This is a genomic window from Parabacteroides sp. merdae-related_45_40 (assembly GCF_001915675.1).
In genome coordinates this window covers 42,605-59,751 of record NZ_MNQY01000045.1, presented here as the reverse complement: position 1 = coordinate 59,751, position 17,147 = coordinate 42,605, and the positions used below count along the sequence as shown (strand labels likewise).

15 protein-coding genes are annotated in these 17,147 nt (G+C 47.2%); 6 read left to right on the top strand and 9 right to left on the bottom strand.

Going from position 1 to position 17,147, the window contains the following annotated elements; genetic code table 11:
- Positions 1-8: 8 nt before the first annotated feature.
- The 5 genes from BHV83_RS05715 to BHV83_RS05695 all read right to left on the bottom strand — a co-directional run bounded on the left by BHV83_RS05715 (position 9) and on the right by BHV83_RS05695 (position 5,185).
- Positions 9-2,939 carry a SusC/RagA family TonB-linked outer membrane protein gene (locus tag BHV83_RS05715; RefSeq protein WP_286756790.1) on the bottom strand — a complete coding sequence of 977 codons (2,931 nt, stop codon included), beginning with the start codon at positions 2,937-2,939 and terminating at the stop codon, positions 9-11.
- Between the two features lie 28 nt (positions 2,940-2,967).
- The gene (locus BHV83_RS05710; protein WP_286756788.1) at positions 2,968-3,222 is read right to left on the bottom strand and encodes an STN domain-containing protein; all 255 of its coding nucleotides are present in this window, start codon (positions 3,220-3,222) and stop codon (positions 2,968-2,970) included.
- A gap of 238 nt (positions 3,223-3,460) precedes the next feature.
- Entirely contained in the window at positions 3,461-4,453 is a 993-nt protein-coding gene (locus BHV83_RS05705) for a FecR family protein (protein ID WP_022321537.1), read from the bottom strand.
- A gap of 66 nt (positions 4,454-4,519) precedes the next feature.
- The gene (locus BHV83_RS05700; RefSeq protein WP_286756786.1) at positions 4,520-4,921 is read right to left on the bottom strand and encodes an RNA polymerase sigma-70 factor; all 402 of its coding nucleotides are present in this window, start codon (positions 4,919-4,921) and stop codon (positions 4,520-4,522) included.
- A 27-nt stretch (positions 4,922-4,948) separates the two neighbouring features.
- Positions 4,949-5,185 carry a RagB/SusD family nutrient uptake outer membrane protein gene (locus BHV83_RS05695; RefSeq protein ID WP_259324979.1) on the bottom strand — a complete coding sequence of 79 codons (237 nt, stop codon included), beginning with the start codon at positions 5,183-5,185 and terminating at the stop codon, positions 4,949-4,951.
- 71 nt (positions 5,186-5,256) lie between these two features.
- Between BHV83_RS05695 and BHV83_RS05690 the strand changes: the two genes are divergently transcribed.
- Both BHV83_RS05690 and BHV83_RS05685 read left to right on the top strand, forming a co-directional pair.
- Positions 5,257-6,591, top strand: a complete 1,335-nt coding sequence (locus BHV83_RS05690) for a sigma-54-dependent transcriptional regulator (protein ID WP_122206184.1) — start codon at positions 5,257-5,259, stop codon at positions 6,589-6,591.
- Positions 6,592-6,603: 12 nt separating this feature from the next.
- A complete protein-coding gene (locus tag BHV83_RS05685) occupies positions 6,604-7,656 on the top strand; it encodes a sensor histidine kinase (RefSeq protein WP_122206185.1) in 1,053 nt (350 codons plus the stop codon).
- Positions 7,657-7,659: 3 nt separating this feature from the next.
- Here BHV83_RS05685 and BHV83_RS05680 read toward each other — a convergent pair whose 3' ends face one another.
- The 3 genes from BHV83_RS05680 to BHV83_RS05670 form a co-directional block, all read right to left on the bottom strand.
- Positions 7,660-8,547, bottom strand: coding sequence for a DUF3108 domain-containing protein (locus tag BHV83_RS05680; protein WP_122115559.1), 888 nt, complete (start codon positions 8,545-8,547; stop codon positions 7,660-7,662).
- Positions 8,486-10,402 (bottom strand): Ig-like domain-containing protein, encoded by a 1,917-nt coding sequence (locus tag BHV83_RS05675; RefSeq protein WP_286756783.1) that lies wholly within the window; start codon positions 10,400-10,402, stop codon positions 8,486-8,488. Before BHV83_RS05675 ends, BHV83_RS05680 begins: the two co-directional genes overlap by 62 nt.
- Before the next feature lie 98 nt (positions 10,403-10,500).
- Positions 10,501-11,784 (bottom strand): DUF2851 family protein, encoded by a 1,284-nt coding sequence (locus tag BHV83_RS05670; RefSeq protein WP_005633386.1) that lies wholly within the window; start codon positions 11,782-11,784, stop codon positions 10,501-10,503.
- Between the two features lie 111 nt (positions 11,785-11,895).
- On the opposite strand from BHV83_RS05670, the gene dapB reads away from it, so the two are divergent.
- The 4 genes from dapB to BHV83_RS05650 are packed head-to-tail and all read left to right on the top strand — an operon-like array spanning position 11,896 to position 15,566.
- Positions 11,896-12,612, top strand: coding sequence for a 4-hydroxy-tetrahydrodipicolinate reductase (gene dapB, locus BHV83_RS05665; protein ID WP_005644872.1), 717 nt, complete (start codon positions 11,896-11,898; stop codon positions 12,610-12,612).
- A gap of 16 nt (positions 12,613-12,628) precedes the next feature.
- A complete protein-coding gene (gene lepB, locus BHV83_RS05660; protein ID WP_005633383.1) occupies positions 12,629-14,026 on the top strand; it encodes a signal peptidase I in 1,398 nt (465 codons plus the stop codon).
- 10 nt (positions 14,027-14,036) lie between these two features.
- Complete coding sequence (gene lepB, locus BHV83_RS05655) at positions 14,037-14,927, top strand: signal peptidase I (RefSeq protein WP_005633381.1); 891 nt, start codon at positions 14,037-14,039, stop codon at positions 14,925-14,927.
- Between the two features lie 3 nt (positions 14,928-14,930).
- Entirely contained in the window at positions 14,931-15,566 is a 636-nt protein-coding gene (locus tag BHV83_RS05650) for a WbqC family protein (RefSeq protein ID WP_036658208.1), read from the top strand.
- Positions 15,567-15,577: 11 nt separating this feature from the next.
- Here BHV83_RS05650 and BHV83_RS05645 read toward each other — a convergent pair whose 3' ends face one another.
- Positions 15,578-17,095, bottom strand: a complete 1,518-nt coding sequence (locus tag BHV83_RS05645) for a potassium/proton antiporter (RefSeq protein ID WP_005633377.1) — start codon at positions 17,093-17,095, stop codon at positions 15,578-15,580.
- Positions 17,096-17,147: the final 52 nt, after the last annotated feature.

The window sequence follows — 17,147 nt, the reverse complement described above, 5'->3', positions numbered from 1 at the left end:
ATATATAATTAAAATTCAAGATTAAGACCAATAGAATAGCTTCTCATAACCGGATACTTGCTCGTGTTCAGACCGGTTCCTGTTTCAGGATCCCAACCATCCCAGTCGGTGAAAGTAAGGAGGTTCTTTCCTGTTACATACAGTTTCAGCCGGTTGACTTTGAACTTGCTTAGGAAAGAGGCGGGTACATTATAGGACAATGTAACATCCTGCAAACGGACGAAGCTGCGTTGTACATAAGGGGAAAACGTGTATCCGAGCGCTTGAGTATAATAGCCTAACTGGCGGTAACGTGCGTTCGGGTTTTCCGGTGTCCAGTAATCGAAGTTGAACAGGTTGTTCTGGTAGATATTATCCGGATTGGCAAGGTCTTTGCCCGGCTGTCCGTAATAATAATTTTTTCCTCCTTGTACGGAATTGATCATGAATTTGAATTCCCAATTTTTGTAGCGGAATGAGTTCTGGATGCTGAAGCGATAAGCAGGATCGGAATAGCCTATTATCTTTCGGTCTTTATCGGCGGTATATTTACCATCGTTGTTAACATCTTCCACTTTATAAGTCCCATATTCGAATCCGTCGGGAATCAGACCATTCTGTTTGTCTGCAATCTGCCACATGCCGATGATGTTGTAATCATAACAAACTCCATACGGATGGTTGATAAATATCTTATCGGAGATCAGGTCGTCTTCCCGTCCGTCACCGTCGGCATCGATTCCCAGAATACTTTTAACCTTGTTGCGGTTACGGGAGAAGTTGAATGTGACATCCCAGGAGAAATCTTTTGTTTCTATAGGGATTCCTGTTACGGTCATTTCAAAACCTTTGTTGCTCATTTTACCGATATTGGACGGGATTTTGTCCAGACCGTTCATTTGCGGAATATTGATATTGAATAACAAGTTGTTCGTTTGCGATGTGTAATATTCAACAGTACCGAAAATACGACTGTTTAAAGCACTGAAATCGGCGGCGATATTGAACGTATTGGTCGTTTCCCATTTCAAATCGGCGTTGGCCAACGATTTGATCCATTGCATTTGTTCGGCGCTTACGCCATCTCCAAACAGGTACCCGGCATTGACAGTCGAGTCGTCCACTTTAACGGAGCCAACTCCGGCTCCCATCTGTGCCATTGTCTGATACCGTCCTACCGTACGGTTACCGTTTTGGCCATAAGAGAGGCGCAGTTTCAGGTTCTCCATCCAGTCCACATTATTTTTGAAGAAGTCTTCTTCGCTGATACGCCATGCCAAAGCAGCGGAGGGAAATACACCGAACTTGTGGTTTTTCCCGAATCCGGAGAACCCATCGCGGCGGACTGTTCCGGTGACGATATATTTGTCGTTGAACGTATAGATGGCACGCAGCATGGTGTACAGGCTGGATTCTGTCCATGCGCCTGATTTAGCTGTTTGCAAGTCTGCCTGCCCTGCGTCCAGTTTGTTGTAGCCCAGAATATCATTAGAGAAGTTGGTTGCTCCTGCCTTTGTCATCTCGTACTGTCTTTTTTCCACTCCATATACGAAAGTGGCATTGATTGCATGCTTTCCGAACTTGTTTTTATACGACAGGATGTTGTCGACTGTCCAGTTATACTCGCTGTTGTTCTCTTTTGAACCGGAACCTGTAAAGTTCGCTCCCCATTTGTTGAAGTTGTAAATCTTGTTTTCGATCAGGTTCTGCGAGAAGTTCATACGGTAATTCAATCCTTTCAGAAATGGGAAATCAATGTCTGCATAGAAGTTTCCGAACAGATTGTAACGCTTGTTGGTGTCATCCTGTTGGATAGTCAGTAACGGATTCAGGGAGTTTTTATACGGTTCGCGAATATAGTCGCCGTTTTCATCGGTATAGAAAATGCCGAGGTCATTGATCTCACCGCTGTCTGTGCTGTTGCTGGCATAAGTCACTTGGAATTTTGCACCCTGCAAAGATTGTACACCTACTTTCAGGAAGCTCGTGATTTTGGTATCCATGTTGATACGGATGTTGTAGCGTTTATATGTATCGTTGATTACCAGGTTCTTCTGATCTGTATAACCCATAGAGAAGAAGTAGCTGCTCAATTCGTTTTTCCCTCTTACACTCAGATTGTGATTTTGGATATAAGGGGTTTTGTTTGTCAGCATATTCCACCAGTCGGTTTCCGTCCCGTTTTCATATCCGTCCAGTGCGTTGCGGTCCATCAAATGCGAAGTCGGATCCCAATTCGGATTCGGTTGGAGCATATCGTCTCCAATACGGCTTTCTTCGAGGAAGCGGTCTGCGATCTTGCGAAGGAACCCGTCGCGTCCTTCGGGATACATGTCTTTGTTGGTCGGTTGCTGGTAAGAGAACGAACCGCTGTATTCGATTGTCGGTTTACTCATCACCTTACCCGTTTTGGAAGTGATCAGGATCACACCGTTGCTGGCTTCCGATCCATAGATGGCGGCGGCGCTTGCATCTTTCAGGATATCGATGGATTCGACATCGTTCATATTGATATCGACCATGTTCCCACGGAAAATGATGCCGTCCAGAACGATCAACGGACTGTTACCGCCACTGATGGACGTACGGCCGCGGATAGACATATCCGGATCTTTACCGGCTTCAGATACCGAGCTTACGTTCAGTCCGGGAACCGTCCCCTGTAATGCCGAACCCAAGCTGATATTCGGTGATTCCTGCAAAGTTCCCAGATCGGCACGGACAACAGACCCGGCTAGGTCGCTTTTCTTGGCCGTCCCATAACCGACGACGACGACTTCGTCCAGCTTCTGTGCGTCTTCCGCCAACTGCACGTTGATGTTCTTCTGGCTATCGACTGTAATCTCTTTGGTCACGTATCCGATATAGGAAAACTGGATCACCGCTCCCTGGGGAACCGAGAGGGTATAATTGCCGTCCATATCTGTGATGATCCCGTTGGTTGTGCCTTTTTCTACCACATTAGCACCGGCAATAGGGCCTAAATTGTCATTGGGCAGAGATGATGATGTGATTGTTCCGGATGACGAATGTGCATCCGCTCTCTTTCAGGATCAGTGCGAGTGTTTCATTCAAAGATTTATTGTTAACAGAGGCATTGACCTGTTTATTCAGATTAATGACCGACTCATCATAGTCGACCGACATACCTGTTTGTTTCTCTATTTCGGAGAAAGCATCTTTGATTGTGATGTTGTGGGATGGCAGTGTGATCGACTGGCTACTGGCAACTGTCTGTTGCACAAAAAAGAAAAGAAAAAACATTAACGAAACGCGGAATAAACTAATTAGCTTATTCTGTTGTGTTTTCAGGTTTAATTCCATATTTTTGTAAAATTAGATATTTAAGTAAATACTATGCATGATTTTTATCCTGCCGGATAATTAGTTAGAATGAATGGTGTTGCTCGATTTCAAGCCGGGGAGATCTGATTGGCGTCATCTTCCCGGTTCTTTTTTTCATATTAGTATCTCCTCTTTTTTAGTTTATGTACACTTTGTCCTCTTTTATTTTGTAGTTCAGTCCTTTTATCATCTCTTTCATGACTTCCAGTACTTGTTTCAGGCCCTCGTCAGGATTAAACTTCATTGTAAAGCTTCTGCCGGCGAACCGTTCCGTCTCGTAATTGATCGTTACATCGAATTTACGTTCGATGGTCTTTACGATCTGGTCGAACGAGGCCGTCTGGAATATCAGATACCCGTCGGTCCATTGCATCACGCGTCCGGCGTCGACAGTATTGAGTGCCAGTGTTTCCAGGCGGTGATTGTAGATGATTTGTTCGTCTGGCGATAAAATCAGGCTTGTGTCTTGCTTCAAACAGGGATAGACTTGGATTTTCCCTTCTTCCAACGTGGCAATCGTAACATCCTGGTCTGAATAAGCGTTTAGATTGAATACGGTGCCGAGTGCTTTGACCGTCATATGGGCGGTTTTGACCAAAAAGGGTTTTGTCGGATCTTTGGCGACTTGGAAGCGGGCTTCCCCGTTGAGGAACAGGAGACGTCTTTTTCCCCTGAAATGTTTGTCATAGACCAGTAAAGAACCGGAGTTCAACCAAACTTTCGTCCCATCGGGCAGTTTTACTTGTTTCTGTTCTCCATTTGCGACGAAACATTCTTTCAATTGAGCTTCTTCCACAACCGGATTTACTTTTGTCAGATAATAATAGGTACCGAAAGCACCAAGCAACGGCAAAAGTAGTATGGCGGCAATTCTCTTGATATATAAGCCAATTGGCTTGTGAAGCATCCGATCGGATGCTTCGATCCGCTTATGTAGTCGGGATAATTCCTGGAAAGTGGATTCGTTTGCCACGGCAGATTTCTCTTCCCATAAAGTAACCATCGCCTTTTCTTTCTCTTCCTGAAAATTCCGGTCAAGCAGCCAGGCATGGAACTTCTTCTGTATTTCCGGGGACAGGTCGTTCTCGAAAAATTTCTCTATTAATATATGTATGTTTCTTTTGCCCATTTTTCGTCTTTATATTATAGCTAACGGATGAGTGGGGAAGCACACACAGCCGGAAGTGCATTTTTTTCAGAAAAAAAGCAGCAAAGTGGAATATGCGATCTTCCGCAATTCGGCAAGGGCTTGTGTCATGTGGTTTTCTACTGTCCGTTTGCTGATATTCAGCCGTTGGGCGATTTCTTCATTGCTCAGGCCATCTTTCCGGCTCATAATAAAGATGTTCCGGCGTTGAGGCGGCATCTTCTCGACAGCAATGTCAATGAGCAGCGATAGCTCCCTGGCGTAGAGTTCTTCTTCTATCAGATCGTCGTAGGTCGATCTTCTTTGCTCTTTTTGCTGGTAGTTTTCTTCGATCAGGCTGTGTTCGTAATAATCATAGATCATGTTGCGGGCCATGCGGAAGAGATAGGCCTTAAAAGAATCTACTTTTGAGATCGTTTCCCGGTTGGTCCAGATTTTATAGAAGATCATCCGGACACTTTAAAGATTTAAAATGAATTAATATCCCGGATTTTGTTCGATCGTGGCATATACATTCCGTTCGATTTCCGAGTAGGGGATTGGCCAAAGATTATGATAATCCTCGATTGTCAAACCTGTTTTAGGATTATACTTACGCTTTCTCTCTGCCAGTTTTACCCATTTATGATCTTTCCATATAGCCGGAAAGAGGATCGTAGAGGGAAGGTGAATGTCTGGTAAGGGATAAGTGGTTCGTGCAGAATAATAATCCAAAAGTGTCAAATATTTTGACGCTCGCTTGCAAGGTAACGGGGAAGCGGATAACTTTACCGGAAAAAGATCTTATGCAAGCCGGAACTATCCTGATCGTTGATGATAACAAAAGCGTACTGACCTCTCTCGAACTGCTTCTGGAAGATGAGTTCGAAGGGGTGGAGACTGCCTCGAACCCGAACAGTATCCTTTCGGTCCTGGACAGTCGGCCGGTTGATCTTGTCCTGTTGGATATGAATTTCTCTGCCGGAGTCAATACCGGTAATGAAGGGCTTTTCTGGCTCCGTCGCATACGGGAGATCGCACCGGAACTTCCTGTTATCATGCTGACTGCCTACGGGGATGTCGAGTTGGCAGTTAGGGCGTTGAAGGGTGGGGCAGCCGATTTTGTATTGAAGCCCTGGGACAACGATAGCCTGATCGGGAAGATACGTGCCGCCCTGCACGAACGGAAATCCAGTCAGCTAGTGCATCCAGTGGCGAGGCCGAGCGAGCCGGCTATGATTATCGGGCATTCTCCCGTGATGATGAAACTGATCAAAGTGGTGACAAAAGTAGCTAAGACAGACGCCAATGTCCTGATCACCGGAGAGAACGGTACAGGTAAGGAGATGCTAGCACGTGAGATACACCGCCTTTCGCTCCGCAGCGGCCGAGAGATGGTCAACGTGGATATGGGAGCAGTCAGTGAATCGCTGTTCGAAAGCGAGTTGTTCGGACATGAACGGGGGGCTTTTACGGATGCACGCGAGAGCCGTCCGGGGAAGTTCGAGGCGGCACACGGGAGCACACTGTTTCTCGACGAGATCGGGAACCTGCCGTTAGGATTGCAAGCCAAGCTCCTGGCAGCCTTGCAGAACCGCGAGGTCACCCGCCTTGGGAGCAATCGGAAGATTCCGGTCGACATACGCCTGATTGCCGCCACGAACCACAACCTGCCGGAGATGGTGGCGCAGTCGCTTTTCCGTGAAGACCTGTTCTACCGCATCAATACGATACAGATCGAGATTCCGCCTCTTCGGAACCGGCGGGAAGATATCGCCCTGTTTGTCGATTATTTCCTGAAAAAATATACAGACCTTTACAGTCGGCCGGGACTAACCCTGCATCCGCAGGCGTTGGAGAAGCTCGCGAACTATGACTGGCCCGGCAACATCCGGGAATTGCAGCATACGATCGAGAAGGCGGTGATCCTAGCGGAAAAGAATGTGATTCGTGCTTCCGACCTCTTTATCCGTCCGGGAAAGGCGCTCTCTTTTAGCGAAGTACCCAATTTAGAAGAGGTGGAGCGGCAGGCGATCTTGGCGGCTATCACCCAGAATGAAGGGAACCTGACGGCTGCGGCAGAGCAGTTGGGCGTGAGCCGGCAGACTTTGTATAATAAGATGAAGCGTTTCAACCTCTGATCCCCCGCCGATATGTTCAGTGCCCGTCTATACATACGCATTCTTTTGCAAGTGGTCGCCATCGTACTGGTGGCGGGCTTGGGCGTGGCCGGCATCGTTACGGGGCGGGCAGTCATACTGGGTTTCGTGGCCCTCTTTATCGCAGCGTGGCTGATCAGTCTCCTTGTCTATTATCTCAACGCTTCGAACCGGAGGATACAGCTTTTCCTGGATGCCATCGAGGACGACGAATCGATGCTCTATTTCCCCGAAGACATCGGTAGCCGGGAACAGCGTCGCCTGCATGCCGCCTTCAACCGCATACACATGTTGATGACCGAGAACAAACGGAAGGCGTTCGACCGCGAACTGCATCGCAAGGAATATGAATCGTGGGATAAGCTGATGCATGTCCTGACACACGAAATCATGAACTCCATCGCTCCGGTCGTCTCCCTCTCCGGCACGCTCCTTTCTTATTTCCGGACGAAAGACGCGCCGAAAAGCAGCGGGGAGATCACCGACGTCACCATCCGCAAGACGATACGGGGACTGGACACCATCAAAAGCCAGGGGCAAACCCTGATGCATTTCACCGAATCGTACCGGCAGTTCGCTTACCTGAAGCAGCCGGAGCCTAAGCCATTCCCGCTCACGTATCTGCTGCAAAACCTGCAAACCTTGTACTTGCCGGATATGCAACGGCTGGACATCGGTTTCTCCCTCGTGCTGTTCCAGCCGGAGATAACGGTCCATGCAGACGAAAAGCTGCTGTCACAAGTCTTGATCAACCTGCTGAAGAACGCTATGCAGGCACTCGAAGGGCAGGCGGACGGAAAGATCCGCATGGAAGTCGGTGCGGAGAAGAATCAATTGCTTATCCGGGTGACGGACAACGGTCCCGGCGTCCCTTCCGACCTGATAGAAGATATCTTCGTCCCCTTCTTCACGACTAAGGCTACGGGAAGCGGCATCGGGTTGAGTCTTTCCCGGCAGATCATACGGATGCATGGCGGCGAATTGTCGGTGGCTTCGCAACCTTACCGGGAAACCTGCTTCACGGTTTCTTTACCTGTAAAGCCTTAAGAATTACCGTCTCTTGATTTCTACCCGCGAAGTGAGCGGATAGCGTAAGCCTTTGGAGGACTTATAATAGACTTCGGCCGCACCGATCTTCAGCTTGGCGCGTATCTTGATCGGGATATGGTTCTCGTCGTCGCCGATCCAGATCTCGGCGGCTTCCTTGCTTTGGGTAAAGGCGTCGTCGTAGATGTCGATATAGAAATGGCGGGTCCTGTACTTCAACGTCTCACTCCGTTCCACGATCTGCTGCCCGGTATAGCGGAAACTGATGTTGATGCGTTCGCGCCCGATCGCCACCTGGAAAGGGAAGCTCTCACCGCTTTTCATCTTGTCCCAGTCCAGGGAACGCAGATACATCGTTGCTCCCAGCATGTCGAACATGTGTGGGTCTTCCGTCACGAGCATCGTGTCGATCTTCGTGCGGGTGGGCGTATAACGGTGGGAATGAGCGAGTATCTTCTTCCGGTCGTAGGAGAAACGGATGTCGTCTATCAGATAATAGTCATTCTCGTTTACCCGCTTCTCACTCCGTAGAAGCAGCATGTCGGGGGTAAAATGGCAATCGATCGTATCTCGCATCTTATAGACCTTCTCGATAATGCCGGAGGTACGGAAGATGAGCCGGTAGTGATAGGACGGCTCGCCCTCGTATTCCGCGTCGCGGATGGAAAGGGTGGCGTGGCCTGCACGGGGCATCAGAAGGCCCCATTTGAAGTATAACTCATACTGCACTTCCTCGCCGGGGCTGAACCTGTGGCGGACCGGGATTTCCTGCGCTTTCGCACACACGGCCGATAGCAATAGCAAAAATATCAGCCACAGGCGGCCGATGTCAGAACGGCATTCCCATGTTGCCGCCGCTATTATTCCTTGACGATGATTGTTGACTTTCATCTTTGTAGTTTCTTTTCTTCTTGGTTGCTTCCTTCGGCTTATTCTTCGTTATCTCAAGAGGCTTTTGCTTAGCCAGCGGGGTGGAGTTGACATTCCATGTCTCTTCGACCTGCCAGTTCTGCATGATCTCGTACATTTTGGGAGAATAATAAACTTCTTCGGGCTGTCGCTTTTCGATATAATTACCGGTATCCCACACTCCGTTGCTGTTTGTGTCGATCACGATACGGGCATAATACTTATCGGGCTTCAAGTCCATAAAGAGTACTCCGCCGTCTTTTACTTTCGCTTTGCGGACAGGGGCGTCTCCACTACTGAGCAATTCGACGAAAGCAGTCGTGTCCACACCGTTGATATTGAGATAGAGATGGCCGTATTCGTCTTCTTTCTTGATTTTGAACTCACCGGTAAAGAAGTCGTTCCACTTCCCGTAAAGGCTGTGAATGGCGGCGGAGTCCACTTCGATGCGGTATTCTTCCCCATACTTCCACGGACGTCTGATAAAATAGTTCAGGCTGTTAGTCGAATCGGGGAAGAAGTCGAAATCTACCGTATTCCAAACGGTATCGATCTTTTGGTCGAGGAAGAACATCTCTTTGTTGATATCCAATACCGGTTCGTTGAAGGTTACGGATATCGTATCGAACAAGTCCATCGAACTGGGAGCGTCTACTTGCATGCCTAAGAACACGATCGGATCGGGTTCGTCTTTCTTTTTCTTCTTTTTCTTTTCTGCCGGACGGCGGCGCAATACCAGTTGGACCGTGTCGGTTTGCGGGCGCAGGATGTTCAGGGAGTCGCTCTTCGGATAGGAGACCTGCACCTGCAGAGTGTCCTGCTTCCAGACGGTCGAATCGGCAAGCCAGTAGTTAACGGCCGTGCCGCCTTCCGTCTGCTGCACAAAATACCAGGTACTGTCTTCCGGGGTGAAATTGATGGGGACAGGCACCGGTACGGTGTCCAGCTTCGTATTGAAACGCAGCGTAAAGTATTTCTCGTCCGGGCGTTCGGGCTTTACCATATACTGGCGTTCGAATTTCTCCTTGAACAGGCGGAGTTCGATGTTGTCCGGGAAGAAACGGGTGTAACCGACCGTCCGGATCGTATCGATCGTCAGGCTGTCTTTCCAGGTCGTATCCTGCCGGGTCGTCAGTTCGAAGGAAGGGACGATGACGGAATCCAAGAAAGCGATGTCTTCGCCGGGTTGGTCGAATTTATAGTCGCGGTTCACATCGTTTAAGGCAAAAATATGATAGGTTCCAGGAGTGATATTACGAATCGTGAACTGCCCTTTGTCATTCGTACGGGAAGTACGGACGAACGGGAGTTTCACGAATGCGGAATCTTCCAAATTGTTGTGCAGGCCGATCGTAATGCCTGGCATCGGTTCTAGATTCTCGGCATTCAGCAAGACTCCCGAAACTTCGAGTGTGTCGATGATGTCTCCGGTAGAGAAAGCGAAAGAGAAGTTTTCGAACACGTTTTTCTCATTATTGTCGGAGATGGAATTGGTGAAGTCGATCGTGTAGGTCGTGTTAGGTTTCAACGTGTCTTTCAATTCGATCACCGCCTTCTTTCCGGCAGAGCGGATAACCGGTAGTTCCATCTGGGGCGGAGTGATAATCACGTTCTCCGAAGGTTTCTCGATCTGGATCAGCTCGTCAAAGAGGATTTCTATCTTTTTACCTGTATAATTAATCTGATTTGGGACCGGTGTACTGCTTACGAATTTGGGAGGTGTTTCATCATAGGGTCCTCCGTTCGGACTACCGATATTGGCACACGAATAAATGACAGTCAACAGCAGCATTCCATACAACAAGCGGAATGAATTTCGTATATATTTAGTATCCATTTATGTCTATTTCAAATACATTCGACAAACACGTGCAAAAATAGGGAAAAATCCGGTGAAAATTAGTAGGGTATCCTGCCATTAATCAATCTTTGCATTTAAACGGACTTTTGTCCGATTGTCGTTTTTAACATCCTGAACCCGATCCTGCAATACAAACATTTCTTCTTTTCGCAATATTCGCGTTTTAATTGGATCAAAGCCTGGCTGTCGCCAGCGTGGCGGACGGTGATACCGGCGTTGTAGAAGGTGGTGACGATAGTGTTCTTTTCCGGAGGAATACTTTCTAAAAGGCGGGTAGCACGTTCGCAATATTCGGGACGTTTGTTATGTAGGCCGTAGGCAAAGAGCATCGGAACGACCGTGTTTATCAGTAGGATGTTCAGGGCGTTTTCGCCTATGGTCTTTTCCTTTCGGGGAGAAGCATACCGGAAATGATAATGTGTCTCCCAATAACCGGATGGAGGAATCCTGAAATACTTTTTGATCTCTCCAGTGCTCCTGGCTTCAAGAATGGCAGAAAACAGAGTGTCGTACCGTACCCAAAGTGCGGCTAACTGTGCCACTTTCAGGTACGGAAAGTTGACAGGCCGTGTCCGTAGGTTCTTAAATACGAAATCTTCCATTGGTGACAGGCCGAACTTATGGCGTAAAAAATCGTATTCCCGTTGCAACAAGCGGTAGTAATGATCGTCGTTTTCCTCCTCTAACATTCCTGCCTGTCCGAAAAGCATTGCTTCTATCTGCGAATGGCTGTTCCGCTGTTTTTGAATGCAACGAAGCGGCAAGCTCTTTGCCAGCCTTTCAAAAGCATCATTATTCACACCAAAGCCGAAGTTTCGGGTTAAAGTAATATAAAAAACTTCATTCCAGTCTGTCTGATACGCATCCAAAAGGAGGAATATGTCATGTGTTTTCCGTTCCAGCCGCTCGCTTAGCAAGGCTTCCATCCAACAGGCTATATGCAAAGGAGCGATCCCGGTTATGTGATCGAGGCACGGAAGAGCCGCCTCCCGGTAAAGCAGCCAGTCTATACTGCGGAGAATATTTTCCGGAACAGTCAGGAGCATTTGTGGAATCGGGTTTCCGTTCGTTCGAACTGGCTGGAAATCATTAAAGCCTATAATGTGAAGGATTACACAGTCGTATGCCTTATCCGTATCATGATGATGGAGCAGCCAGTCAGAAGATTTATCATGAATTTCGACACTTCCTACCCATAGCGTTCCGTCTATTTTGATCTTCGCATTGAAAAAATCGGGACCTGCATCCGTATTCTGCATTCCGGGATCGATTACCTGGACGGGACGTCCCTCTGTTGTTATCAATGGTGTGGCCGTGTAAAGTTTGTATTTCCAAACATAATGTAATAAACGTTCCATCTTTTTTCAGAGTTAAGATTTATGTCCCAAATCTAAGCATTATTCTTTATATTTGCAGCACGTTATCAGTTGAAAGTTGAAAAATTAAAATTGAAAGTTAAATATATAAGTATGAAGATTGCACTTATCGGTTACGGAAAGATGGGAAAAACTATCGAGCAGATAGCACTTGGAAGAGGACACCAAATCGTGTCTATCGTAGATATCAATAACCCTGAAGAAATACACTCCGACAAATTCAAGAGTGCTGACGTCGCGATCGAGTTTACGACTCCGGCTACAGCATTCAACAATTATATGCAATGTTTTGCAGCAGGCATTCCGGTTGTTTCCGGTACGACAGGATGGCTTGACAAGATTGGGCAAGTCAAAGATATGTGCGAAAAAGAGGGTAAAACTTTTTTCTATGCCTCCAATTTCAGCATCGGTGTAAATATATTCTTCGCTATCAACAAATATCTGGCAAAGATTATGAATAATTTCTCCGCTTACGATATCAAAATGATGGAAACCCACCATATCCATAAATTGGATGCTCCTAGCGGAACAGCTATCACACTGGCGGAAGGAATCATTGAAAACGTGGACCGTAAAGACCGCTGGACTTTGGAAACGGCTGAGAAAACAACCGATATACCTATCCATGCCATTCGTGAAGGAGAAGTTCCGGGTATCCACGAAATCACATACGAGTCGGATGTCGACACGATCAGCATCAAGCACGATGCGAAGAGTCGTGCCGGATTTGCCTTGGGCGCTGTTATTGCCGCCGAATTTACTGCTGGAAAGAAAGGTTTCCTCGGAATGGATGATATGCTTAAATTTTAATTAATAACAGAAACAAATGAAGAAGTTTTCCAAGAAACAATGGATTAAATTCAGCATAGCAGCCGTTCTCTACCTGCTTTTCACGCTTTGGATGCAGAATGCCTGGTTGTTGTTGGGCCTGATTGTCCTTGTCGATATTTTTCTGACCGGGTATATCCCTTGGGGAGCCTGGAAACGTACCAAGAATCCGCAGGTACGCAATGTGTTGGAATGGGTGGATGATATCCTGTTTGCATTGGTTGCCGTCTATTTCATCAATATCTTTATTTTCCAGAATTACCAGATTCCCAGTTCCTCGCTGGAGAAGTCCTTGTTAGTGGGTGACTATCTGTTTGTGAGTAAGCTCAGCTATGGACCGCGCGTGCCGAATACGCCGGTCGCTTTCCCACTGGTACAAAACACATTACCCTTCTTCAACTGCAAGTCATATTTGGACTGGCCGGAATGGGACTACAAACGGGTGAAAGGCCTCGGTCATGTGAAACGGAATGATATTGTGGTGTTCAACTTCCCTGCCGGCGATACGGTTGCACTAAAAGTTCAGAATCCGGATTATTATCATTTGGTAGAACAATACGGACGGGAAGCCATCCTGTTGAATAAAGCGGATTTCGGTGATGTGATCTATCGCCCTGTTGATAAACGAGAGAATTATGTCAAACGGTGTATCGGTATGCCGGGCGACACGATCGAGATTCGTGACAACCAGGTCTACATCGATGGTGTTGCAGCCAAGAATCCGGAAAAGATGCAGCTTAACTACTTCGTCGAGACGGATGGCTCCATGTTGAGTGAGGAGCAGTTCCGTTTACTGGATGTCAGCAAAGCCGACCGTGTATTGATCGATGGAAGCTATAATCCCCAATATATGTCTATGTTGAATATTCAGCCGAATGCCAACGGGCAGTATAACCCGATTTACCATTTCCCGCTGACTCAAAAGACATTGGAAGTAGCTAAAAAACTTCCGGTCGTGAAACGTGTGGTTCTCGAACCGGATCCCGTAGGAACCGATTCCTATTATCCGGTTGACTACCAGACCGGATGGAGTCGTGACAATTACGGACCACTATGGATCCCGAAGAAGGGAACCACGATCCCGTTGACGGAACGTAATATAGCCCTTTATAAACGCTGTATCGTCAATTATGAACATAATAAATTGGAAGTAAAGGATAGTAAGGTTTACATCAACGGCAAGCCGGAAACGACCTATACGTTCAAATACGATTATTACTGGATGATGGGTGACAACCGCCACAACAGTGCCGACAGCCGTTCCTGGGGTTTCGTGCCGGAAGACCATATCGTAGGTAAGCCGATCATGATCTGGCTGTCACTGGATAAGGATCGTAGCTTGTTTGACGGCGGTATTCGCTGGAACCGTATGTTCCGTTGGGTACACCCGGATTAAGCAAATTTCTATGGGGAAAAAGATTCATAATAACATAAACGGGGCGGGTGGACGTAAAAGTCGCCTCTACGTGAGTTGGGTGGTAACGATTGTTATCGCCTTTCTCATTGTTATACCTGTCCGCCGTTTCTGTATCGAATCTTACCGGATATCAACGAGTGCGATGGAAGATGCATTGCATCAAGGCGATTATATCTTGGTAAATAAATTGCCGCTTGAAGGAAATCCGGGACGGAACAAGGTCGTGCTGTTTACCAGTCCGCTCCTGAAAGACACGGTGAGTAACCCATTGTTATTGAGCCGTTGTATCGGTATGCCTGGGGATACTATCTTGGTGAGTGGCGACGGGTATGAGGTGAACGGGAAGCTGCTACCTCACTCTCCTCGTGCGCTTAACACCTGTTTCATTACCCAGAAGAGTGCCGCCGATTTCCTGAAAGCGCTGCAAAAGTTGAGCATACCTGTGCGGAACTGGAAGAGCGAGACGTTCGGTTTTTCTTTTTCCCTGACTTCTTTCGAAGAATATCAATTGCGTGAAGAACTGACGGAAGAGATGAATATTCATTTTATCCGGAATCAGTCTGCTCCGTACAAGCTGGTTGTTCCCCGTAAAGGCCGGGCATACCGCCTGGATGAAGCTGCCCTTGTCGCTTGCAAGGAAGCGATATTGGCCGAGGCCGGAGAAAAGGCTGTTTTTCGTGACGGAAAGCTATATTTAGATGGAAGGGAAACTGCGTTTTTCTTCTTCGAACAAGATTATTACTGGATGCTTTCCGACAATGTAAACGAATCGGTCGATTCCCGCCATTTAGGCTTTGTTCCGCGTGACCATATCATCGGAAATGCCTGGTTATGTTGGTTCAGCCGTGACAAACAACGAATCTTTAAACCCGTAAACTGAATGATGCAACCCGTTTATATTTCTACTACCTATTTGGGGCCGGTCCAGCAATATTGCAAACTGTTCCAATATCCGGAAGTACACTTGGAAACAGCTGAAAACTACCTCAAGCAAACCTTCCGGAACCGTTGTACCATTGCCGCCGCCAACGGTCCGTTAGCTTTATCTATCCCCATCGTGAAGCCGGACACGTTGAAGTGTCCGACCAAGGACATCCGTATCTCCGATCATGGGAACTGGCGTCACCTGCATTGGAATGCTTTGGTTTCGGCTTATAATATGAGTCCGTTTTTCGAATATTACGAAGAGGACTTCGCTCCTTTTTACGAGAAAAAATATGAGTTCCTATTCGATTACAATGAGGAATTGCGTCAGTTGATCTGTCGCCTGCTTGACCTGCATCCGAATGTTATTTATACGGAAGAATACCAGTCCGAAGTGCCGAACGATTTCCGTGAGATCATCCGGCCGAAACATGAAGGAGAAGATCCGTCCTTCTCCCCGAAACCCTATTATCAGGTTTTTCAGGGCAAGCACGGATTTCTTCCGAATATGAGTATTGTGGATTTACTGTTCAACATGGGACCGGAAGGGCTGTTGGTGTTACGTGATTCCATTGTAGCATCGAAGCAGCCCTGATTGAGAATCCTTCAGTTCTTTTTCATCGTATAGTTTTTCACCCCTAACGAATCGTATGCCTGTAACAAGGCCTCGTCGTTATCGGAAATCATCAAAAGTTTGTCATTTTCTTTCAGCTCCGTGTTGCCTTTCGGGATGAAATAATGTCCGTCTCTTTTCACCATAACGGCAAGGGTGTGGTCGGGCAAGGTGAGTTGCATCAATTTGTTTCCATGAGAAAGGACAGCAGGAGTGATGTCTATTTCACTCATGGCACTCTTAATATCTTCCGGCAATTCGATACCGAACACATCTTTTCGCTCCGGCTTGTCGACAAGTCCGAGCCATTTGGCAGCCTGTGTTACGGTTGTTCCTTGTATCAATAGGGAAAGGATCGTGATGAAAAACACGATATTAAAGATCATGCCTCCATGATCGACTCCGGCAATCCAAGGATAAGTTGCGAAGATTATCGGAACTGCTCCACGAAGTCCCACCCACGAGATATATAGCTTTCCTTTTGTTGTAAAGTTTTTAAATGGAAGCAAACACAGGAAAATCGTTGCTGGACGAGCTATCAGTATCATAAATACTCCCACTAAAAGGCCTACTGGAGCGACTGGCAGCAACTCGTGCGGGTTCACCAACAGACCTAACGTGAGGAACATGACGATCTGCCACAGCCAGGCAAAACCGTCGAAGAAAGTTCCCATACTCTTTTTATGCACAATCTTAGCGTTCCCCACGACCAGGCCGGCAATGTACACGGCCAGATAGCCGTTCCCTTTACATAAAGTAGTCGCCGAGAAAGTGAAGAAAGCAGTTGTCAACAATAAGATCGGATATAAAGACTCGTTGTCCATATTGATCTTGTTGATCATCAGAACGGCCAGCTTACCTAACAGGAAACCGGCTATCGCACCGACGGATAGCTGGACGAGCAATTGCAGGACAGCTTCCTGCAAGTTCATACCCCCGACCTGTATATAAGCGATAATAAGCAAGGTAAGCATATATGCCATCGGGTCGTTGCTACCGCTCTCCAATTCGAGGGTCGGACGCAGGCGTTGTTTCAAATAAACCCCTTTGCTCCTAAGGATGGAAAAGACGGAAGCAGAGTCTGTAGACGACATCACTGCCGCCATCAGCATAGATTCGGCTACCGTAAGCGTTTCATAACCTGTAGACCACAAAAATACATAATAGATAAAACCTCCCGTTATAAGCGTCGTTAACAATACTCCCACTGTTGCAAGGACAACTCCTTCCGTGGCTATCGGCTTGATCTCGGACATTTTAGTATCCATACCACCGGAAAACAGGATGATACTCAACGCCAACATACCTATGAACTGTGCTGCACTGGGATTGCTGAACTGAATGCCTAAGCCGTCGCTGCCGAACAGCATTCCGACACCTAAAAAGAGAAGCAAGGCGGGAAGGCCGAAACGGAAACCGGCTTTACCGGCAATAATACTGAAGAAAAAGATAATCGAAGCAACCAACAGGATTGCTTCCGGATTCTCGAAGATTTGTAATTCGTGGAACATAGGCTGATAATAACGGTTTACTCTATACTTTGTCACTTCAAAGTAAAGAAAA